The sequence below is a fragment of the Winogradskyella poriferorum genome (assembly GCF_036553625.1).
Lineage (GTDB): Bacteria > Bacteroidota > Bacteroidia > Flavobacteriales > Flavobacteriaceae > Winogradskyella > Winogradskyella poriferorum.
On the sequence record NZ_JAZHOU010000002.1, the window covers coordinates 115,649 to 136,732 of the forward strand.

The 21,084-nt window shown below is 33.4% G+C and carries 19 protein-coding genes, 1 tRNA gene and 1 pseudogene; 6 read left to right on the plus strand and 15 right to left on the minus strand.

All coding sequences use genetic code 11. The annotated features are described in order from the left end of the window. Positions 1-2: 2 nt before the first annotated feature. Positions 3-1,034 (plus strand): endonuclease/exonuclease/phosphatase family protein, encoded by a 1,032-nt coding sequence (locus V1468_RS06635; protein WP_331809454.1) that lies wholly within the window; start codon positions 3-5, stop codon positions 1,032-1,034. Here the strand turns inward: V1468_RS06635 and V1468_RS06640 are convergent. From V1468_RS06640 to V1468_RS06670, 7 genes are all read right to left on the minus strand, one after another. Further along, entirely contained in the window at positions 1,023-1,331 is a 309-nt protein-coding gene (locus tag V1468_RS06640) for a DUF6122 family protein (RefSeq protein ID WP_331809455.1), read from the minus strand. The two genes, V1468_RS06635 and V1468_RS06640, sit on opposite strands and share 12 nt — an antisense overlap. After that, a complete protein-coding gene (locus V1468_RS06645; RefSeq protein ID WP_331809456.1) occupies positions 1,325-1,948 on the minus strand; it encodes a WbqC family protein in 624 nt (207 codons plus the stop codon). The genes V1468_RS06640 and V1468_RS06645 overlap by 7 nt, the downstream gene beginning before the upstream one ends. 12 nt (positions 1,949-1,960) lie before the next feature. Then, positions 1,961-3,991: a signal peptidase I gene (lepB, locus tag V1468_RS06650; RefSeq protein ID WP_331809457.1), complete on the minus strand. Its 2,031-nt coding sequence runs from the start codon at positions 3,989-3,991 to the stop codon at positions 1,961-1,963. A 61-nt stretch (positions 3,992-4,052) separates the two neighbouring features. After that, positions 4,053-4,754 (minus strand): 4-hydroxy-tetrahydrodipicolinate reductase, encoded by a 702-nt coding sequence (gene dapB / locus V1468_RS06655; protein ID WP_331809458.1) that lies wholly within the window; start codon positions 4,752-4,754, stop codon positions 4,053-4,055. Continuing rightward, positions 4,754-5,359 carry a DUF5683 domain-containing protein gene (locus V1468_RS06660; protein WP_331809459.1) on the minus strand — a complete coding sequence of 202 codons (606 nt, stop codon included), beginning with the start codon at positions 5,357-5,359 and terminating at the stop codon, positions 4,754-4,756. The genes dapB and V1468_RS06660 overlap by 1 nt, the downstream gene beginning before the upstream one ends. After that, positions 5,349-6,254 carry a ParB/RepB/Spo0J family partition protein gene (locus V1468_RS06665; RefSeq protein ID WP_331809460.1) on the minus strand — a complete coding sequence of 302 codons (906 nt, stop codon included), beginning with the start codon at positions 6,252-6,254 and terminating at the stop codon, positions 5,349-5,351. The genes V1468_RS06660 and V1468_RS06665 overlap by 11 nt, the downstream gene beginning before the upstream one ends. Further along, entirely contained in the window at positions 6,254-7,021 is a 768-nt protein-coding gene (locus V1468_RS06670; protein WP_331809461.1) for a ParA family protein, read from the minus strand. The genes V1468_RS06665 and V1468_RS06670 overlap by 1 nt, the downstream gene beginning before the upstream one ends. 236 nt (positions 7,022-7,257) lie before the next feature. Here V1468_RS06670 and V1468_RS06675 point away from each other — a divergent pair, with 236 nt between their 5' ends. Further along, complete coding sequence (locus V1468_RS06675; RefSeq protein WP_331809462.1) at positions 7,258-10,020, plus strand: M16 family metallopeptidase; 2,763 nt, start codon at positions 7,258-7,260, stop codon at positions 10,018-10,020. 92 nt (positions 10,021-10,112) lie between these two features. Here V1468_RS06675 and V1468_RS06680 read toward each other — a convergent pair whose 3' ends face one another. The 7 genes and pseudogenes from V1468_RS06680 to V1468_RS06710 all read right to left on the minus strand — a co-directional run bounded on the left by V1468_RS06680 (position 10,113) and on the right by V1468_RS06710 (position 17,294). After that, complete coding sequence (locus tag V1468_RS06680; RefSeq protein WP_331809463.1) at positions 10,113-11,201, minus strand: hypothetical protein; 1,089 nt, start codon at positions 11,199-11,201, stop codon at positions 10,113-10,115. Positions 11,202-11,229: 28 nt separating this feature from the next. Beyond that, positions 11,230-13,347, minus strand: coding sequence for a methylmalonyl-CoA mutase (scpA, locus tag V1468_RS06685; protein WP_331809464.1), 2,118 nt, complete (start codon positions 13,345-13,347; stop codon positions 11,230-11,232). Between the two features lie 53 nt (positions 13,348-13,400). Beyond that, on the minus strand, positions 13,401-14,771 hold the full coding sequence (locus V1468_RS06690; RefSeq protein ID WP_331809465.1) for a methylmalonyl-CoA mutase subunit beta: 1,371 nt from the start codon (positions 14,769-14,771) through the stop codon (positions 13,401-13,403). Then, on the minus strand, positions 14,764-15,090 hold the full coding sequence (locus V1468_RS06695; protein WP_331809466.1) for an FtsB family cell division protein: 327 nt from the start codon (positions 15,088-15,090) through the stop codon (positions 14,764-14,766). Before V1468_RS06695 ends, V1468_RS06690 begins: the two co-directional genes overlap by 8 nt. Continuing rightward, on the minus strand, positions 15,090-15,695 hold the full coding sequence (gene udk, locus V1468_RS06700; RefSeq protein WP_331809467.1) for a uridine kinase: 606 nt from the start codon (positions 15,693-15,695) through the stop codon (positions 15,090-15,092). Before udk ends, V1468_RS06695 begins: the two co-directional genes overlap by 1 nt. A gap of 47 nt (positions 15,696-15,742) precedes the next feature. Further along, on the minus strand, positions 15,743-16,198 hold the full coding sequence (locus V1468_RS06705) for a c-type cytochrome (protein WP_331809468.1): 456 nt from the start codon (positions 16,196-16,198) through the stop codon (positions 15,743-15,745). Further along, positions 16,195-17,294 (minus strand): annotated as a pseudogene (locus V1468_RS06710) (PQQ-dependent sugar dehydrogenase). The gene V1468_RS06705 and the pseudogene V1468_RS06710 overlap by 4 nt, the downstream one beginning before the upstream one ends. 105 nt (positions 17,295-17,399) lie before the next feature. On the opposite strand from V1468_RS06710, the gene V1468_RS06715 reads away from it, so the two are divergent. Next, positions 17,400-17,474: transfer RNA gene (locus tag V1468_RS06715), tRNA-Pro, on the plus strand. Between the two features lie 440 nt (positions 17,475-17,914). Beyond that, on the plus strand, positions 17,915-18,703 hold the full coding sequence (locus V1468_RS06720) for a hypothetical protein (RefSeq protein ID WP_331809469.1): 789 nt from the start codon (positions 17,915-17,917) through the stop codon (positions 18,701-18,703). Between the two features lie 2 nt (positions 18,704-18,705). Here V1468_RS06720 and V1468_RS06725 read toward each other — a convergent pair whose 3' ends face one another. Continuing rightward, positions 18,706-19,188 carry a hypothetical protein gene (locus V1468_RS06725; protein ID WP_331809470.1) on the minus strand — a complete coding sequence of 161 codons (483 nt, stop codon included), beginning with the start codon at positions 19,186-19,188 and terminating at the stop codon, positions 18,706-18,708. A 158-nt stretch (positions 19,189-19,346) separates the two neighbouring features. Here V1468_RS06725 and trxB point away from each other — a divergent pair, with 158 nt between their 5' ends. Both trxB and V1468_RS06735 read left to right on the plus strand, forming a co-directional pair. After that, positions 19,347-20,330, plus strand: a complete 984-nt coding sequence (gene trxB, locus V1468_RS06730; protein WP_331809471.1) for a thioredoxin-disulfide reductase — start codon at positions 19,347-19,349, stop codon at positions 20,328-20,330. An 83-nt stretch (positions 20,331-20,413) separates the two neighbouring features. Beyond that, positions 20,414-21,073 (plus strand): YceI family protein, encoded by a 660-nt coding sequence (locus V1468_RS06735; RefSeq protein WP_331809472.1) that lies wholly within the window; start codon positions 20,414-20,416, stop codon positions 21,071-21,073. The last annotated feature ends 11 nt before the right edge of the window (positions 21,074-21,084 follow it).

Genomic DNA, 21,084 nt, shown 5'->3' on the forward strand with positions numbered 1-21,084 from the left:
ATATGAAAAAATTAAAATTCTTTAGTAAGCTTGTGTTTATCGTCAACTCGTTGGCGGCATTTTTGTTGCTTGTTTCTTACTTATTGCCTTATGTGCCTCCAAAAAGTTTCGCTAGTTTATCTATTCTAAGTTTAGGTGTACCACTTTTAATTTCACTCAATATTGTATTTTTTATCTATTGGTTACTTCAAGTTAAGAAGCAAATGTTGTTATCGCTTGTGGTATTACTTTTAGGGTGGAATTATTTAGGGTCTCTCTATAAGTTTTCATCTTTGAAAAAAGTAGAAGAAGCAGATAATATATCTATAATGTCTTTTAATGTTAGGTTGTTTAATAAGTATAATTGGAAGCCTAATAAAACGACTAAAGAAGATATCATAGATTTTTTTTATAAGGAATCTCCAGATATTATATGTATTCAAGAATACACAAGAGGGAAGCCAATAAATTTAGAAGGATACACTGATTTTAATGGTAGGTTCGTCAAGGATACAAAGGGCGGACATACAATTTTTTCTAAATTTCCTATTATAAACTCGGGTTCTTTAGAATTTGAAGATACAAACAACAACGCTGTTTTTGCAGATGTTGTTAAGGGAAAGGACACTATTAGAGTGTATAACGTTCATTTACAATCAGCCAAAATAAATACTGAAATAGATTATATAAACAGTCAGTATTCAAGAGATGTGTTTATAAAACGTGTAAAATGGGCATTTCAAAAGCAACAATCTCAAGTAGAAAAATTTCTAAAGCATAAATCTAAATGTCCTTATAAAACTATTGTGGCCGGTGATTTTAATAATACTGCATTTTCATACAGTTATAAGAAAATCTTAGGTGATGATTTGGTAGATACATTTGAAAAAGCAGGCAATGGTTTTGGTAAATCGTTTGATATTAAATTCTTTCCTCTAAGAATTGATTTTATTTTAGCTGATAAGCGTTTTAAAGTTAATGGATTTAAGACATATAGTGACATCAATCTTTCGGACCATTATCCTATAAAAGCTACTTTGAATTTAAATAAGTAAGCAATCTACACTATCTGATACAATGTGTGCAAGCAATCCTAAAGCAAACACACGTGTTGGTTTTTTCCAAAGTAAAAAAAAGTAAACGGTAATGGCATAATAGCTATGAAGCGGATGAAAGTTTATGCTACATCTATTAGAATCAAAAATAGGGTCCGCTAATAAGTGGTCTAAATCTATTACAAATGCAGCGAGCATAACTAAATACATTTTTAGCCATTGCTTTCTGTAAAATACCAATGCAATAATTAAAGGCAGACCAAAATGCAAACCATAATGAATGGTAAATTTTAGCATAAGTTTACGCTTTGGCGAGTAAGATATAACTCTGTGTTAGGCCCTTCGTTAAAGAGTAAATCTAGAATACTTAAATTAGGAATAAAACCATGTTTTTCGGTAAAAACCTGAGTGTATTTTTCTAGGTTATTGGCTTCGTAATTTCGTTTTACTAAAGGTCTATAATCTGTTTTGTTTAAAGGTTCTTTTTCAAAGACTGCGCTTTCAGAAATGTTTAGCTCCAATTGAAGGCTATCTTGAAGAATTTCAAAACACTTAAAGTTTAAATCTAAGATGAAGTCAAATTTAGTTTCAAAAAGAGGCATTAAATCATCAATATAAAACTCAAAAAAAGGAGACATACTGTAGGCAGATTGCAACGATTTTAAATGTTGTAATTGCCAGTCGTCTTCATTAGCAATTTTTACATCTCTGTACAATTGCCTGTTTTTTTGAGAATAACTAACAGGCACAGTTAATGCTAACTTGCCATTGGCGCCATAGATCTCCGTACGATTTCTATACGATTGCTTTTGGTAATTGTCACAAACCTCAAAACATACTGAATCTGACTTTACCATAGCTACAAAGTGTACTATGTTAGGGAAGTATGTTGGATGCAATATAACATCTAGCATAATCCACTTTTTTTATTCTTTTTTTATTACGACAGAATTTACAGCTTTATCATGTATTGCTGTTTTGTTGTCACTAAAACTTATACTAATAAGCGAAATCCATCCTAATAAACTTTTTAATAAAAATCTCAACATGGCATTTGGAAAAGCAATGTTTTTATCAATATTATTACTTCTTCTAACAGTTATGTTTGCTGCTGAGTGACCAATAGTTCCACCATTAAAAGCTGTCATAAGTGGGTCATACAACAGAAAAATCAGTACCCATGAAACAACTTTTATATTATTGGGAACATTTCCTAAAAATGAAAATAAAACAGAAAAGGCATACATAAAAATTAATAAAATTAATGAGTCTATTAAAACAGCCTTTACTCTGTCATTTATTGATGCATAAACAGCTGTAGTACCTGATATTTTTTCATTTTCATCTAACTTCTTCTTTTTTAACCATTTGTTGACTAGATAAATAACTAATAATAAAAATAAAAACGGGATAAAATAGGATGTGGATTTACCACTTCCACTCACAGTTGTAAAGATTCTGTCCCAACGGAATTTCCAGTTTTTAATACCGCCTTTCATTAGTCCATCTATACTCATCCAAATAAATACAGGTTTACCAAAAATATGGTCATAAGGGACAAATCCCCAATATCTACTATCAATAGAGTTATTTCTGTTGTCTCCCATCATCCAGTAGTAATCTTGCTTAAAAGTGTAGGATGTTGCTAATTTATCATTAATATAAATTTCATCACCACGTGTAACAACCTTGTTCCCTTCGTACTCACCAATCGCACGTTTGTACAATCCTATGTTTGTTTTGTCTAGTGCTACGGTTGCACCAGCTTTAGGAATCCAAAGAGGGCCAAAGTAATCAGTGTTCCAGTCGTTGTGATAATTATCTCTTGGAAAAACATTGCCAGAAATACCTTTTTCTTGAGTCACCCGTTCTACACTAGCTACATTTGGCTGTACTCTTAGTTTTTTAACAGCTTCGTCTGAAGCTGCAGCTAGGTAGAATGTACCATCGGGATTAATTCTAAAACCATCATCAATATCAGCTTTATCTAACATATTATAAAACATGCGTTCTTCACTTGCTGAACTTATAGGCTTTTTTAAAGTTAATAAGTAAGAAAATTGTAAATGCGATCTTGGTGGTAATACATTTTGTTTACCGTTAATATATACGTAGCCATCTCGTATTTCTAATGTATCTCCAGGTGTAGCAACACAACGCTTTACTAAATTTGTCTTTTTATCAATTGGTTTGTAGTAGTTACGATCTGGATTAAAATCATTCATGTCCAAAAGCGTATCTGCAGGTTGGTTAAAAACAACAATATCGTTGCGTTCTACATTTTCAAAACCAGGCAGTCTAAAATAGGGTAGTTGTAGTTTGTTTTTCCAAGATGTATTTCTTTTATCATAGTTGTCACTAAATAAATATGATTTAGTTCCTAATTTAGGAATAGTGTCATGCACCATTGGTGCTGCAACAGTAGTCATTGGCGCTCTGGCACCATAATGTATCTTACTCACAATAAGAAAATCACCAACTAATAACGATTTTTCTAAAGATGAAGACGGAATAACAAACGGTTGAAAAAAGTATGTATGTACAATGGTTGCAGCAACAATAGCAAATAGAATAGAAGTAATCCATTCACCAGTAGAAGTTTTTGGCTTTAGTTGTCTGTTTTCAATATATTTAACATCTTCAACGTAGTTGAGGTAATAGAGATAAAACCCAAGAGTTACAATACAAATTAAAGCATCTAATTTACTGTCTTTACCAAATGCTCTGGCTGTTTCAACCCATGCAGCAGGAATCATAATTAGATTAACAATTGGTAAAAACATAAGAATTACCCACCACCAAGGACGCGAAATAATCTTCATTAAGATTACTGCATTATAAACAGGTACAAATGCTTCCCAAGCTTGTCTACCAGCTTTAATGTATAGTTTCCAAGTTCCTAAGCCATGAATAATTTGTAATATCAGTAAAAAAATAAACCACTCTGTCCAAGTCATGATGTTATGTTTAGTCTAGTAGGTTGAAAAATATTTTATTTTGTTTCAAATGATTGGCAAATTAACCAATGTTTAACACATCTTTCATGCTGAAGATGCCTTTTTTATCTTTAATCCATTCTGCTGCAATTACAGCACCTAAAGCAAAACCTTGTCTACTGTGCGCTGTGTGCTTAATGCTAATAGAGTCTATTTCAGAATTATAAGTTATTTCATGTGTGCCAGGAACTTCAGGTATACGTTTGGCTTCGATATGAAGCTCATCGGAATTTGGTTTATTTAATGTCCAACCTTTATAACGTGTGTTATCAATAATTTGTTCTGCTAAAGTTATTGCAGTTCCACTTGGCGCATCTAGCTTTTGCGTATGATGAATTTCTTCAATCTCTGTATCATAACCTTCAACGGAAGCCATAAGTTGGCTTAATCTTGAATTAATTTCAAAAAAGATATTCACACCCAAACTAAAATTTGATGCATATAAAAACGTACCATTATTAGATTTGCAGTAGTCCAAAACTTCATCATAATGGTCTAACCAGCCTGTTGTACCAGATATAACGGGAACACCAGCTTCGATAGCTTTTTTTATGTTGTTTACTGCAGTTGAAGGAATGCTAAAATCTATAGCAACATCTGTTTCAGAAAAATCAAATGTTGTGGTAGAACTTGTTGCCTTTAATGTAATATTATGGTTTCGGTCTAAAGCAATTGTTTCAATACTTTTGCCCATTCTGCCATAACCGAGTAAAGCTATATTCATTAGAATTTAAAGTTAAGAGTTAAGCCTAAATCTCCAGAGTTTTCCATTTGGTTATATTGGTAATGCGGACTTAAACTTAAATTTTCATCTACATTAAACTGAAGTAAATGTGCATCTACATTGGCATCGATGATATTAAGCGCATATAAGCCAATAGTAACCAAAAGTGAAACTTCTTTGTTTCTTCTAAACTGTTGTTGTGCTCTAATTAGCCCATCATTAGAAATGAGTGGATTTCCGTTTGCATCTGAAAATTCATCATCTGTAAAACCTGCTAATCGCCTTTTATAAGCATCTCTATAACGGTCATATTGCTTATCGTTTCTTATATAAAAGTAAACACCTGTGCCTATTGCACCCCAAACAATCGGGATTTTCCAATATTTTTTGTTGTAAAATTGTCCTGCACCTGGTAAAATAGCAGAATAGAATGCAGCTTTAGAAGGTCTTAAAGGGTCTATTTCCTTTTTTTCTATAAATGCATTATCAATTAATACTGTTTCTTTATCTAAACCAACATTTGTGCTGTCATTTTCTACTTGAGCTGATGAAAATGATATAGAAATAAAGCAGAGAATGCCAAAGAAAAGCTTTTTATTTAGCACGCTGTACTAGTTTTTTAATTCTATTGAAATCTTCTTCAGAATGAAACGGAATTGTAATTCTTCCGCTACCATTTTTACCAAGTTTCACATCAATTTTGTGACCAAAATAATCTGAAAAATCTTTAATTCCCTTTTTTACATATTTAGGAATCTCGGTAGTTGTTTTATCTTGTTTAGCTTCCTCTTCTTGGTTATTAAGGTTTTTTACAAGTTGCTCAGTAGCCCTTACAGAAAGTTTGTTGCTGATAATTTTTTCATAAACTTCAAGCTGGTCTACGGGACTTTCAATATTTACCATAGCTCTACCATGACCCATAGAAATAAATCCATCACGCATTCCGGTTTGGATAATTGGGTCTAGTTTTAGTAATCGAAGATAATTGGCAATAGTAGAACGTTTTTTACCTACACGCTCACTCATTTGCTCCTGCGTAAGGTTAATTTCATCAATTAAACGTTGGTAGGATAATGCAATTTCTATTGGGTCTAAATCCTGTCTCTGAATATTTTCAACCAATGCCATCTCTAAAGATTCTTGGTCATTAGCAATTCTTATATAGGCAGGAATAGTTTCTAAGCCAATAAGTTTCGAGGCTCTAAAACGGCGTTCTCCAGAAACTAGCTGATAGTTATTAAATGCTAATTTTCTAACCGTAATAGGTTGAATAACACCTAACTCTCTTATTGATGAAGCTAATTCTCTAAGCGATTCTTCATTAAAGTTGGTTCTTGGTTGAAAAGGGTTAACCTCAATACTGTCAATATCTAGTTCAACAATATTACCAACAACTTTGTCTGCATTTTTGTCTTCTGCAGATTTTATATCATTTTCAGGATCTTTAAGTAAAGCAGATAATCCGCGCCCTAAAGCCTGTTTTTTTGTAGCCTTCGCCATTACAATTCGTTTTTCTTTATAAGCTCTTTTGCCAAGTTCAAATAATTGGCAGCACCTCTACTACTTACATCATAGTTAATTATACTTTCTCCATAACTAGGAGCTTCACCAAGTTTCACATTACGCTGTATAATGGTTTCAAACACCATATCGCTAAAGTGTTTTTGAACTTCTTCTACAACCTGATTCGATAAACGTAAACGCGAATCGAACATAGTAAGCAGCATGCCTTCAATGTCTAACGCTTGGTTGTGTATTTTTTGTACACTTTTAATAGTATTTAACAGTTTTCCTAAACCTTCTAATGCAAAATACTCGCATTGAATAGGAATAATTACAGAATCGGAAGCTGTTAAGGCATTCAAAGTTAGTAACCCTAATGATGGAGCACAATCAATTAAAATATAATCATATTCAGATTTTAAACCTGAAATTGCTTGTTTAAGCATATACTCTCGCTCATCTTTATCAACAAGCTCTATCTCAATCGCAACAAGATCTATATGCGCAGGAATAACATCTACATTAGGTGCATTAGATGCCATAATAGCTTCTTTTGCTGTTTTGGTATGTTCTAAAACCTGATATGACCCAAGCTCTACGGTGTCAACATCAATACCCAATCCAGAGCTTGCATTAGCTTGCGGATCTGCGTCTATAAGTAGGACTTTCTTCTCTAGTGCACCTAAAGAAGCTGCTAAATTTACTGAGGTAGTCGTTTTTCCGACACCACCTTTTTGGTTAGCAATTGCAATGATTTTACCCATTAAATGATTTGGTTTATTAAGGGTTTAAAAATACAATTTATTATGAGTATAGAAAATTGAAGTTGTTAACAGTTTAGCTTTTTGTATGTCTACAATATTTTTAAACTTTTTTTCATTAATGTTTGAGTCAGATTTTTTAGAGTTAAATTCTTGTGAAGCTTTAATTGTCAGTTTTTTAACATGATTTTAAAATCTTAATATTTAACTTTAACGTAACCAATAAATTAATCAAAAACATGAAAACTAATTTTCGCACTGCATTAGTGCTGGTAATTGCTTTACTATTCTCTGTTATAGTAGAAGCTCAGCCAAAACAAACTGCCTCGGTAGAAGGTATTACAGAGTACAAATTGGATAACGGACTTAAAGTCTTATTGTTTCCAGACAATTCATCTCAAACCATTACAGTTAATATTACTTACAAAGTAGGGTCGAGACACGAGGGTTATGGAGAAAAAGGAATGGCTCACTTATTAGAGCATTTGGTGTTTAAAGGCACGCCTAATCATCCAGATATTCCAAAAGAGTTAACATCGCATGGAGCAAGACCAAATGGTACCACTTGGTACGATCGTACAAATTATTTTGAAACTTTTAATGCCACCGACGAAAATTTAGATTGGGCTTTAGACCTAGAAGCTGATCGTATGGTGAATTCTTACATAGCCAAGAAAGATTTGGATTCTGAATTTTCAGTAGTAAGAAATGAGTTTGAATCTGGTGAAAATTCACCAACAAGTGTATTAATGCAAAAAGTAATCAGCTCTGCATTTTTATGGCACAATTACGGACAATCCACGATTGGTAATAAGTCTGATATTGAGCGTGTGCCAATTGAAAACCTAAAAGCATTCTATAAAAAGTATTACCGACCAGATAATGCTGTTTTAATGGTAACAGGAAAGTTTGATAAGGACAAAACACTTGCTTTAATCGAAAAGAAGTTTGGTGGAATTAAAAATCCTGATACTCCTTTAAAAGATGTACCAACAATAGAGCCACCTCAAGATGGCGAAAAAAGAGTTGAGTTAAGTCGAGTAGGAGACTTGCAACTAGTTTCTGCATTGTATCATACACCAGCAGGTTCTCATGTAGATTATGCACCTCTAGCACTAGTAGAAAATATTTTAACAGATCAACCATCTGGTCGTTTATATAAAGCTTTAGTAGAAAGTAATAAAGCATCTTCTATATGGAGTTTTTCGCCGTTTACCAAAGAACCTGGGTTTATCTACTTTAATGTAGATGTACCTTCAGATAAATCTTTAGCGGAGGCAGAAGCTACATTGTTAGAAATGTTTGATGGATTACGTGAAAATCCAATTACAGAGGAAGAGCTAAAGCGTGCAAAAGCGAATTTAGGAAAACAGATGGATCAGATGCTTCGTAATTCTTCATACTTAGGAACTTATACAAGTGAATTTATAGGTGCTGGTGACTGGAGATTAATGTTTATTCACAGAGATCGTGTGGAAGCTGCAACATTAGATCAGGTTAATGAAGTTTTAAATAACTATTTTATTAAGACAAACAGAACGGTTGGAAACTTTGTTCCAACAAAGCAGCCAATGCGTATCGAGATTCCTCATACTGAAGGTTTAGAAGACTTGGTGACTAACTACAAAGGAAAAGAAGCATTAAGTACAGGAGAAGCTTTTGATGTGTCTTATGCAAACATTCAAGACCGCTTAGAAACAGGAACTATTGGTAAAACAGGTATCGAATATGGCTTCATTAAAAAAGATAACAGAGGAGAAACTGTTAATGTTAATTTCACTTTTAGAAATGGTGGTGTTGATGATTTAATGAACAAAGGAAGGGTTGCAAATTATACGGCAAGAATGCTTAATAAAGGTACTAAAACAAAATCCAGACAAGATATTGAAGATAAACTTAGTGAGCTTAAATCTAGCGTATATTTTAGTGGAAGTAATGGTAGAACGTATGCTTATGTAACATCTACCAAAGAGCATTTAATGGAAACATTAGATTTAATGACCGAAATGTTAAAAACACCAGCATTTAGTCAAGAGGAATTAGATAAATTGAAAACTCAAGATATTGCAAATATCGAGCGAAATAAAACAGAGCCACAGTACTTAGTGCAAAAACGTTTGGGTGAAATTAACCAGACGTATCCTAAAGGACATCCGTTGTATAACATGTCTATGGAAGAAGAATTGGCAGCTATCAATGATGTAACAGTAGAGGGAATGCAAGCCTATTATGATGATTTCTACGGAATTTCAAATAACGCGACTTTAGTGGCTATTGGTAATATTGATGAAGCAGCACTAAAAGGGTATTTTGAAAAAGAGTACGCTGATTTTAAATCGGATTTACCTTATTCTGAAATAAAAGATCCTTATAGAGCGAATAACCCAGCAAATGAACAAATAAAAACTCCAGACAAGAAAAACGCTTTTACCTTAGGATTCTTAAACTTTGAGTGTAGCCAATATGATGAAGACTATGCGGCTTTACAAGTAGCTGGATCTGTGTTTGGTGGTGGTTTCTTAAACTCTCGTATAGCAACAAGATTACGTCAGCAAGATGGTGTAAGCTATGGCGCAGGAGGTGGAGTTAATGTAGATGGAGATAAGGATGATAAAAATTCTGGAATGTATATCTACGCTATCTACGCGCCAGAAAACGAAGCTAAAGTTCAAAAAGGATTTGAAGAAGAAATAGCTCGTTTTATTAAAGACGGAATTACACAACAAGAGTTAGACGATGCAGTTGCTGGTTGGGTTCAAGCACAAAGTGTATCTCGAGCAAAAGATAATGAATTAGCAAGTACGATTAATAATAACTTGTATTATGAAAGAGATATGATGTTTCAGAAAAACATTGAGGAAAAGGTAAAAAGTTTAACCGTTGAAGATGTTAATAAAGCGATTAAAACCTATTTTAAAGAAATGAAAGAATGGTCTGTTGTTAATGGAGGTGATTTTAAAGAATTTGAGATTAAAGACACCAAAGAAAAAGTTGATGATTAATAAGAGTGAATTATAAATAAAAAAGCCCTTCGAAATGAAGGGCTTTTTTTAATAGATTTAAATTAGTTTTTGTTTGATCTTTTCGGATTAAATCATTCTCTTCTGAAATCTTGAATACCAATTATAACGTTTATGGCATCAAATATATCTTCTTGATCAGATTTTTCACTCCATCCTTTTTCTGCTAATAATAATCTGACTTCACTTATCGGTTTGTTTTTTTTAATAAGGAATATTGTATATTCTAGGACTTCTTCTGGTACCTTTTCATAGACAGCTTTCATTACAATAAGTGTAGATTTAAAAACGGCTATAATAAATGGTAGAACCAATTGAAATCCCCAAACAATTATTAGCCCAATCCAGCCGGTCTCAATGTTGTCAATTGTAAGTCCTCTTTCTAAATGTAAGTTGATGAAATTAAAAAAGCTTAAATCTGTTAAGCTGTTTTGAGTTTTTATAATAATGAATCCTATAAATTGACTTGATATTAAAATTATCAAAAGGATGCTGCCTATCATTATTTTAGCAGGTTTTTCGTGTAGATAGTTGGCTCTTACTAATATTTTTCCAAATAAATATCCTACAGATATACCAATTCCAAATTCATATAATCCAATTAAATACCCGAATAGATTAGTTAAATAACCATAAAAGAAACCAAGAATAATTGCTAATATTAGTCCACCAACTATAGCAATACTAATGTTAGGTTCTCGGTTCTTTTTTGGAAGTGGAAGTTTGTCAGGGACTTCGTATCCTTCCCAGTTATTTATTTTATTAAATTCTTCTTCTAATTCATTTAATTTGCCGTTAGCACTATACTCTTTTTCAAGTTTTTTAAAAAGCGCAATGAATAATCCGGTTCGTTTTGAGTTTTTTCCAAAATCAGTTAAGTGACCTTCTAGAGATTTGCTGTGAACTTCAATTCTTCCTGAAGATTTTTTTATAACAGTAATTTTCGCAGTTAGTTTGTTCCATTCATTTTTTCGCTTAGCTTCAACTGATTTATTATCGGTATACACGATGGGCCAATCTAATATTTTAAAAACCTCTTGGATTAATGGAATTATTTGGGTGTCTTTGATGTTGGTTTTGAAATTTTCAGAAAATTGAGGGTTAATCCTAAAACTAAATCTTCGCTTTACCAAATATTGTAAATCCTCTAATTCTTTATTCATCAGCTAGGAAGAGTAATGTTGGATAAACCTAATCAATCAAAATTTCCAAAATCTGAATCGCTGCATCACTAATTTTAGTTCCTGGTCCAAAGACTGCAACTGCACCAGCATCGAATAAATATTGGTAATCTTGTTTTGGGATAACACCACCAACAATAACCATAATATCTTCTCTGCCATAGTTTTTCAATTCTTCAATAACTTGTGGAACCAGTGTTTTGTGTCCTGCAGCTAATGAGGATACACCTAAAATATGCACATCATTTTCTACAGCTTGCTTAGCAGCTTCTTTTGGTGTTTGAAATAATGGGCCAATATCTACATCAAAACCAACGTCAGCGTAACCAGTAGCTACAACTTTAGCACCTCTGTCATGGCCATCTTGTCCCATTTTTGCAATCATTATACGTGGTCTACGACCATCTTGTTCTGCAAATTGGTCTGCTAGTTCTCTGGCTTTTTTAAAGCTTTCGTCGTCTTTTATTTCTTTGCTATACACTCCGCTAAATGATTTTATTTGTGCTTTGTAACGTCCAAATTCAGCTTCAAGAGCGTCACTAATTTCACCAAGTGTGGCGCGTTTTCTTGCTGCATCTACTGCTAAAGCTAATAAATTTTCTTCACCAGATTTTGCAGCAGCTGTTAATTTCGCTAAAGCATCAGTAACAACTTTGGTGTCTCTTGTGCTTTTTATATGATTAAGGCGCTCTATTTGTTGGTTTCTAACCGTTTGGTTGTCTACTTCTAAAATGTGAAGCGGATCTTCTTCTTTCAGTTGGTATTTATTCACACCCACAATAATATCTTGACCAGAATCAATACGAGCTTGCTTACGTGCAGCTGCTTCTTCGATACGTAGTTTCGGAATTCCGGCTTCAATAGCTTTTGTCATTCCGCCTAATTCTTCAACTTCTTCAATAAGTTGCCAGGCTTTTTCTGCAATTTCGTTGGTTAAGCTTTCAACATAATAACTACCAGCCCAAGGATCTACAGTTTTGGTAATATGTGTTTCTTCTTGAAGATATATCTGTGTATTACGAGCAATACGAGCCGAAAAATCTGTTGGTAAGGCAATCGCTTCATCTAGTGCGTTGGTGTGCAAACTTTGTGTGCCGCCAAAAGCAGCAGCAGCAGCTTCTATACAAGTTCTTGCAACATTGTTAAAAGGATCTTGCTCAGTTAAACTCCAACCAGACGTTTGGCAATGCGTTCGTAGTGCCAGAGATTTTGGGTTTTTAGGGTTGAACTGTTTCACGAGTTTTGCCCAAAGCATACGTGCAGCACGCATTTTGGCAATTTCCATAAAGTGATTCATGCCAATTGCCCAAAAGAAAGATAAACGCGGAGCAAAAGTGTCTATGTCCATTCCTGCACCTAATCCTTTTCTTATGTACTCTAAACCATCAGCTAAAGTATACGCTAACTCAATATCGCAGGTTGCACCAGCTTCTTGCATATGGTAGCCGGAAATACTAATACTGTTGAATTTTGGCATATTTTGACTTGTATATTCAAAAATATCTGAAATGATTTTCATCGATGGAGTAGGTGGATAAATGTATGTGTTACGCACCATAAACTCTTTTAGAATATCATTTTGAATTGTTCCTGCTAATAATTCTGGTTTTACACCTTGCTCTTCTGCAGCCACAATATAAAATGCCATGATTGGCAGAACAGCACCATTCATGGTCATAGAAACAGACATTTTATCTAGAGGAATTTGATCGAAGAGGATTTTCATGTCTTCAACCGAATCTATTGCTACACCAGCTTTACCAACATCGCCAACAACACGTTCGTGGTCTGAGTCGTAACCTCTGTGCGTAGCTAAATCGAAAGCAACCGAAAGTCCTTTTTGTCCTGCCGCTAAATTTCTTCTATAGAAAGCGTTACTTTCTTCTGCGGTAGAAAAACCTGCATATTGTCTAATCGTCCAAGGTCTGCGAACATACATGGTAGAGTATGGGCCACGAAGGTTAGGAGCAATGCCAGCTACAAAATCTAAGTGTTCTAAATCTTTTAGATCTTCTTTTGAATAATTAGATTTTACTTTAATGTCTTCAGCAGTTAGAAAATTTGTTGAGGTATTTTCGTTTTTTTCTGAAGCTTTTAATTCTATATGTTGAAGGTTTTTTCTGTTCATAACCTTGTTTTTTTATTAAAAATAGAAGCTATAGATTTTATCTATATTAAGTTTTATTCCTCTTTTAATCTTTTGATTTCCATATTTTCAGATAATCTTTTCTCAATTATTGGTTCAATAAGAGTTTTTCGTTTTTCAATCTTTAAAAAAGGACTCACTTCTAAATCATTTTTCATTTTATCAGCAGGATTTGGGTGCTTGTTTGTTCCTAAAAGGACTAGTTTTTCAGCATCAAAATCGGCTTGCTCTTTGTCAGCACTTTCTTTAATTTTTCGTTGGATTGTGCCTTCTTTTAATTGACTTAAAAAGCCTCCGTTAGCTTCAATATCTTTAAAAAGATCTAAAGCTCTTTCAGCTAACTGTTCGGTTAAACTTTCAATATAGTAAGCACCATCAGCTGGATTATTAACCTTATCGAAATAGCTTTCATTTTTGAGTACTAAGAGTTGATTGCGAGCTATGCGATCTCCAAATTCATTTGGATGGTGGTACAAACTATCGTATGGTAAATTGGCAATAATATCTGCACCTCCCAAAATCGCACTCATACATTCTGTAGTGGTGCGTAGCATGTTTACATTGTAGTCATAAATGGTTTTGTTGCGTTTGCTTGGTGTTGCAATTATTTTGCAGTTGGTGTTAAAACCATATTCGGTACCAAGTGTAGCCCATAATTGTCTGAGTGCTCTTAGTTTTGCAATCTCGAAGAAGTAATTTGAGCCAACGGCTGTGTTAAAAGTTACCTCGATTAATTCTTTTATTTCATCTGAAAGATTATCGAAATGATTGAGATACTCATTGACATGAGCTAAACTATAAGCCAATTGCTGCACAATGTTGGCGCCAGCATTTTGGTAAAGACTTGCATTTATTGAAAATTGATAAGATGATTTTACAATAGTATCAAACTTTTCATGATCGTCTTTTAAGTTTGTATACCAATTACCTGTTTTCGCCAAATGGCCTATAATATCCATATCGAAATACACTCTTAAGCCAGAAGAAGATACAGCAGCATTTTCTCCTATAAATTTTGAAGAAAGAAACTGCATTTTAAAACGTATGCTTGTTTTAACTAAATCTATTTGATTCAGTAAATCTTCAGTATTTGTGTCTTCAGATTTAATAACAAATGTTATGTGCTCAGCGCCTCTGGCAATAGCATCTGTGGCCTTTACATTAGCCTCTTTAGCATCTTCTACCTCAATAACTTGTGAGATTTTCCATTGCGTGGCTTTGCTTGTAGAGGTTTCTGGTAAATTTTCAAATTCATCAGAATGGTAAAATGGTTTAACGTCTATACCTTCATTGGTGTGCCAAATTAAGGTGTCGTTGTAATCTGCGCCTTTAAGGTCTACTTGTATTTTTTGTTTCCAAGCTTTTGAGGAAACAGCTTCAAAATCTTTAAATAAGGATTTACTCATCGTTATCTTGTTTAGCTATGCTGTCTTGGTACTCTATAATGAAAATGTCTTCATTATCTTTTTTCATATAGTAATTTTCGCGTGCAGCACGTTCAATTCCTTCTTCTGTACTCAGCTCTTTAATAGCTTTATTGTCTTTTGCAATTTCGTTTTTGTAGTGCTCTTTTTGATACTCTAGTTCTTCAATTTCAGAATTTAATTCATGGTGAAAAAACCATGAGTGTGCATCAAAAAACAGCATCCAAACAATAAATACAACCAATACAAGAACGTAAATATTCTTGAATGGTTTTAGATATTTATTATTTAAAAATTTCATTATAATCTTTCGTTTATAATTGTTTTAACGATATCTACGGCAACTGTGTTGTATTTGTTGTTTGGGATTATAATATCGGCATACTCCTTCATTGGCTCTATGAACTGTTGATGCATTGGCTTTAAAGTAGTCTGATACCTCGTTAAAACTTCATCAATATCTCTCCCTCGCTCTGTAATGTCTCGTTTTAAACGACGTATTAGTCGTTCGTCAGAGTCTGCGTGTACGAATATCTTAATATCGAACAACTCTCTAATTTCAGGATGAGATAGAATGAGAATACCTTCGACAATCATTACCTTTCTTGGTTGTGTCACAATAACATCTCCAGTGCGATTGTGCTTAACGAATGAGTATACAGGTTGATTTACGGATTTACCTTCTTTAAGTTCTTTTAGGTGTTGTTCTAGTAGTTCAAAATCAATAGAACGAGGATGATCAAAATTGATTTTTACACGTTCTTCAAAACTTAAATGAGATGTGTCTTTATAGTAAGAATCTTGCGATATGACGCCAACTTCTCCCTCTGGAAGTTCTTTAAGAATTGTATTAACAACCGTGGTTTTTCCGCATCCTGTTCCGCCACCAATTCCGATTATAAGCATTATAAATGTTTAGATTTAGTTAGTTGTGCAAAGTTAGCCATTTAAGCCTAGTTTTTAATGACTTTTATCACATCTTCTGCAGTAATTATTTCACCATAATTATTACCCCAACTATTGTTTATATAATTCATAACGTCAGCAACTTCTTCATTGCTTAAACCTAAAGGCGTCATTACACTATTGTAAGTAACTCCATTTACAACAATTTCACCAGACATGCCTTTTTTTACACCTCTTATGCTTGCTTCTTGATTCTCTTTTAAATAATCTGATTGGGCTAAAGGCGGAAATGCTTTAGGTGCTCCTTTACCATTACTCATATGGCAGGTTATACACATGTCTTCGTATACTAATTTACCGCGTTCATAAGTGTCTTTTAATTGCGGATCTAAGGCTGTGTTTTGTTTATTTATTGAATAATCTGCATGATTGTTTTTCTTGTTATTAGAATTACAAGAAGTTATCAATAGTAATAAAACCAACAATCTCAAACATTTTATCATTTTCTTAATAGCTTTACAATTCCTAAATTTTCTACTCCAACATATATGTAACCGTCAGGCCCTTGTTCTATAGACCTAACTCTACCTATGCCATCTAATAAACGTTCTTCTTTAATGACTTTACCATCTTTTAATGTGCATAAGTCTAAATATTGAAATTTTAATGAGCCAACTAATAGGTTACCCTTCCAATCACCATATTTATTGCTGTTAATAAATGCCATTCCGCTTGGTGCTATTGAAGGGACCCAATAGTGAAGCGGTTGTTCCATACCTTCTTTCTCGGTAATGTCTGTAAATTTTGTACCGCTGTAATTTACTCCATAACTAATAACAGGCCAACCATAGTTTTTTCCGGCCTTAATAATGTTTATTTCGTCACCACCTTTCGGGCCATGCTCGTGTGTCCATATTTCTCCGGTTTTTGGATGTATGGTCATTCCTTGAGGATTTCTGTGTCCATATGAATAAATTGCTTTTTTGCATTTTCAACCTCATAAAAAGGGTTGTCAGTAGGAATTGAACCATCGTCTTTTAAGCGGTAAATTTTTCCGCAGTCTCTTGTAATATCTTGAGGGTTTACATCTCTATCACCTCGTTCTCCAATAGAAAAATAAAGGTAACTATCATTGTCAAAAGCCAATCGAGAACCAAAATGTTGACCTTTTCTAGAGTTAGGACTAGCCTTGTATAAAACTTCAAAATCCACTAAACTATTTTCTTTAAGCTTAGCTCTTCCAATAGCAGTATTTCCTCCATCACCTTCTCCTTCAGAAGAAGCATAAGAAAAGTAAATCCATCCATTTTCTTTATAATTGGGATGTAATATAATATCCATTAAGCCACCTTGACCTCTTACATAAATATCTGGTAATCCAGTGATTTCAGTCTTTTTTCCGTCTTTAAAATGAATTAATTGTCCAGATTTTTCAGTAATAAGCATAGCACCATCTGGTAAAAAAGTAAAACCCCATGGTATATTTAGGTCTGATACTACAACTTGGTGCGTATTCTTTGTATTGGTAGGGTTTTTGTCTTGTGCGCAAGTAAGTATGCTTATTAGAATTAAACCCATTAAAGGAAATCTTAATTTCATAGTTGAAAGTGAAAATTTAATATGAATTTTTAAAGTTAGAAAAATGTTGTTGGATTGTAAAGAAAAACTATATATTTGCACTCCTAAAATTGATAACCACAAATTCGGGGTGTAGCGTAGCCCGGTTATCGCGCCGCGTTTGGGACGCGGAGGTCGCAGGTTCGAATCCTGCCACCCCGACTTAAATAAGAAAAGCTCAGCATTCGCTGAGCTTTTCTTATTTTTGGTTAGAACATTATTTATTGTAAGATAGTACCCGAAATAATAACTGCACTAATTAGAATAACAAGAACGAAACCTATCAATCTTGCACTAATAACAGTTTTTTTGTCCTTTTGAAAAAGGTAATCTCTTCTTTCTTCATTTTTGTCTTTTATAAACTTCATTTTTCTGTAATTTTTTTGGTTCACTTTAATATAAGGCTTTTAAGGCTTCATTACAAGTTAAAAAAGGTTAAAGCAAAACATAAAAAGCATAGAAAAGACGCCTTATTTCTAAAGTTTTGTTAATTTTTTAGATATAAATTATTATCCTATGGGTTATATATTATAATTCATCGATTATTTTTTTAATGTCTTAGATCTATACTTAGTTTAACTTTCTGAAAAAAAGTCTAAGATATGTTAACCTTTATTGTCCCTGTAAAAAGTAAGCGTGTCTCTGGTGATTGGTTAGAGTTTTGTAATCTTGTTGAACGGACTTTTAAATCTATATGTAATCAGACAAATCAGAATTTTAAATTGGTTGCTGTTTGTCATGAAATTCCACAAGTCAATTTCACACATAAAAATCTTCATTATGTACAAGTGAATTTTGAGCCTCCAATTCGTAAACAAAATGAAAGTAATGATAGTATTAACAAACGAAGGGAAATTGATAAAGGCAAAAAGCTAAAACTAGGTGTAAAATACGCGAAAGATAAATTTGACACTGATTATGTGATGACGGTAGACTCTGATGATTATGTTAGTAAAAGAATCGCGGAGTATGTAAATAATGCTAATGTTGATGTGCCTGGTTGGTATATTAAAAATGGTTATCTACATTTTGACGGTAAGTCATTTTTATTTGCCACATTTAAGTTTAGTTATCTCTGTGGAAGTTCTATAATTGTTAAGCCAGAATTACTTCAATATTTTTTTGAAGTAGATCCTGTGTTATTTTTTGATCATCGCTTAACTGTTTTAGACAATCGCATAAAACTAAAGCCTTTGCCTTTTTATGGTGGTATTTATAGCATCGCTAATGGTGAAAATCATTTGATGCATGTGTCTAACATAAAAAAGTTTAACAATCACAAAGGGTGGTTATCTTCCGATGGACTGAAGCGTATTGTAGCCAAACTTAAAAATTATCGTTTTAGGTTTATTACAAAAGCTATAAGGGAAGAATTTAGTTTTTATAGTTAAGCTTATTCTACCCTGACGTAATTTTCAGAATAAATTCTGTTCCCTTCTTCATCTAATTCTATTTGTTGAAACTTATTAGGATATAAGTCCAAATCAAAAACAAATTGCTTCTTTTCCGCTATAACTTCGTCCATTACTGCAGAACCAAAATCTAAAACCTCAGTTAGCTGGTCTCCATCATATTTGTATGTGCCATAACCAAACCACTCTGAAGAATCTGCAGGTCTGTGTTTACACCACATTACCTTGGTCTCTGTATACATTTTTAATTGCCTAAATTCAGGATTCATTTTAAAAGAATCTACAATAACGTTATCCTTGTAGTTATAGAACCCTGTGAGTTCCCAAGTACCTTTTAAAATACCTAGTTTTTCATTTAGTTCAGTATTGGATGAACTATTAGTTTCTTCTGTACTTTTAGCTTCATTCTTACAGGATAAAGCAAGTAACAATAGCACGATTAAAAAAAGAATTTTTGCTTTCATGACAGGTTAGGTTTAGCTGTTAAACACATAAAAATTAAGAAATTAATATGAGAAATTAAAGCAATTTGAAAACTTTATGACACTATAGTTAGTGTTAATAACTTCTGTGTAAGGTTTTGTTCAAAAATCCTACTTTTGTTTTGTAATAAACACAAGATATGTCTGATACAATTGAAAAAGTAAAATGCTTAATAATAGGTTCTGGACCTGCAGGCTATACAGCTGCAATATATGCCTCCAGAGCAAATATGGAACCGATTTTATATCAAGGGGAACAACCGGGTGGGCAATTAACTACTACTAATGATGTTGAAAACTTCCCTGGATATCCAGATGGAATCACAGGACCAGAAATGATGATACAATTACAAAAGCAGGCTGAGCGATTTGGGACAGATGTGCGTCATGGATGGGTGACTAAAGTCGATTTTTCTGGTGATATCCATAAAGTATGGGTTAATGATGAAAAGGAAATTCATGCAAAGACTGTGATAATATCAACTGGTGCTTCAGCAAAATATTTAGGGCTGCCTTCTGAGCAAAAATATTTACAATTAGGTGGTGGAGTTTCAGCTTGTGCAGTTTGCGATGGTTTCTTTTACAGAAATCAAGAAGTTGTTATAGTTGGTGCAGGAGATTCTGCTTGTGAAGAAGCACACTATTTATCTAAACTTTGTAAAAAAGTAACTATGCTAGTGCGTCGTGATGAGTTTAGAGCTTCTAAGATTATGGCAGAACGTGTAAAGAAAACTGAGAACATAGAAATCTTATACAACACCGAAACAGAAGAGGTTTTAGGAGATGGCCAAGTTGTAACTGGCGTTAGAGTTTTTAACAACCAAACTAATGAAAAGCACGATATACCAGCAACAGGATTTTTTGTAGCTATTGGTCATAAACCAAATACAGATATTTTTAAAGGTCAGATAGATTTAGACGAAACAGGTTATATTATTAATGCTGAACCAGGAACAAGTAAAACTAATGTTGAAGGTGTGTTTGTAAGTGGTGATGCAGCAGACCATGTATACAGGCAAGCTATTACAGCTGCTGGTACTGGTTGTATGGCTGCATTAGATGCAGAGCGCTATTTAGCGGCTAAAGAGGCTGATTTTGAAGTAGCAACTTCTACTTATAATTAACAACTTTTAATATACATACATATAATAGAGCCGAAGTCATTGACTTCGGCTTTTTTTATACTCTAATTTGAATCTATTAGGGTATGATTTTTATCATAAAATACTTTAAAGATTATTTAAACCTTTGTGAAACATTAAAAACCAAAAAAACTATGAACTTAATGATTAAACCGTCGGTATTTTACATTACAACACTATTTGTTGGTTTGTTTTTCTTTCAAGTATCAACTTCGCAAACATATACTTTAAACAATAGCTCTTCTGAATTAAAAGTAAAAGGAACGTCTTCATTACATGATTGGGAGCTAACTACAGAGGAACAGTCAGGTGAAGCAGAAGTTGAGAATTCAGATGATTTTACGATCAAAGCACTTAGTTTTTCCGTGAAATCTGAGAGTCTTAAAAGTGGTAAATCTGGAATGGATAAAAACACCTATAAGGCGCTTAAAACGGACAAGCATGAAACAATAGATTTCAATCTCTCATCTGTAAGTAAAGTTGAAAAAGTTTCAGAAAATCAATTCAAAGCTACTGTTAAGGGAAATTTGAAAATATGTGGAGTTAAAAAGTCTATTTCGCTTTCACTAAATATAAAACTAGAAGGAGCTAAGTTATTTATAGAGGGCGAAAAGTCTCTTAAAATGACAGACTACGGAGTCAAACCACCAAAGGCATTATTAGGAACTATAAAAACAGGAGATGCTATAACAATAGCTTTTAGCTCTGTTTACGATAAACAATAATAACAATTAAC

Coding starts and splice junctions, on each gene's coding strand:
- V1468_RS06680 (WP_331809463.1), bottom strand. CDS start 11,201: ATGAATAAAGAATTAGAGGATTTACAATATTTGGTAAAGCGAAGATTT.
- trxB (WP_331809471.1), top strand. CDS start 19,347: ATGTCTGATACAATTGAAAAAGTAAAATGCTTAATAATAGGTTCTGGA.
- dapB (WP_331809458.1), bottom strand. CDS start 4,754: ATGAATATAGCTTTACTCGGTTATGGCAGAATGGGCAAAAGTATTGAA.
- V1468_RS06695 (WP_331809466.1), bottom strand. CDS start 15,090: ATGAAATTTTTAAATAATAAATATCTAAAACCATTCAAGAATATTTAC.
- V1468_RS06735 (WP_331809472.1), top strand. CDS start 20,414: ATGATTTTTATCATAAAATACTTTAAAGATTATTTAAACCTTTGTGAA.
- V1468_RS06720 (WP_331809469.1), top strand. CDS start 17,915: ATGTTAACCTTTATTGTCCCTGTAAAAAGTAAGCGTGTCTCTGGTGAT.
- lepB (WP_331809457.1), bottom strand. CDS start 3,991: ATGACTTGGACAGAGTGGTTTATTTTTTTACTGATATTACAAATTATT.
- udk (WP_331809467.1), bottom strand. CDS start 15,695: ATGCTTATAATCGGAATTGGTGGCGGAACAGGATGCGGAAAAACCACG.
- V1468_RS06635 (WP_331809454.1), top strand. CDS start 3: ATGAAAAAATTAAAATTCTTTAGTAAGCTTGTGTTTATCGTCAACTCG.
- V1468_RS06665 (WP_331809460.1), bottom strand. CDS start 6,254: ATGGCGAAGGCTACAAAAAAACAGGCTTTAGGGCGCGGATTATCTGCT.
- V1468_RS06645 (WP_331809456.1), bottom strand. CDS start 1,948: ATGCTAGATGTTATATTGCATCCAACATACTTCCCTAACATAGTACAC.
- V1468_RS06725 (WP_331809470.1), bottom strand. CDS start 19,188: ATGAAAGCAAAAATTCTTTTTTTAATCGTGCTATTGTTACTTGCTTTA.
- V1468_RS06670 (WP_331809461.1), bottom strand. CDS start 7,021: ATGGGTAAAATCATTGCAATTGCTAACCAAAAAGGTGGTGTCGGAAAA.
- scpA (WP_331809464.1), bottom strand. CDS start 13,347: ATGAACAGAAAAAACCTTCAACATATAGAATTAAAAGCTTCAGAAAAA.
- V1468_RS06705 (WP_331809468.1), bottom strand. CDS start 16,198: ATGATAAAATGTTTGAGATTGTTGGTTTTATTACTATTGATAACTTCT.
- V1468_RS06640 (WP_331809455.1), bottom strand. CDS start 1,331: ATGCTAAAATTTACCATTCATTATGGTTTGCATTTTGGTCTGCCTTTA.
- V1468_RS06690 (WP_331809465.1), bottom strand. CDS start 14,771: ATGAGTAAATCCTTATTTAAAGATTTTGAAGCTGTTTCCTCAAAAGCT.
- V1468_RS06675 (WP_331809462.1), top strand. CDS start 7,258: ATGAAAACTAATTTTCGCACTGCATTAGTGCTGGTAATTGCTTTACTA.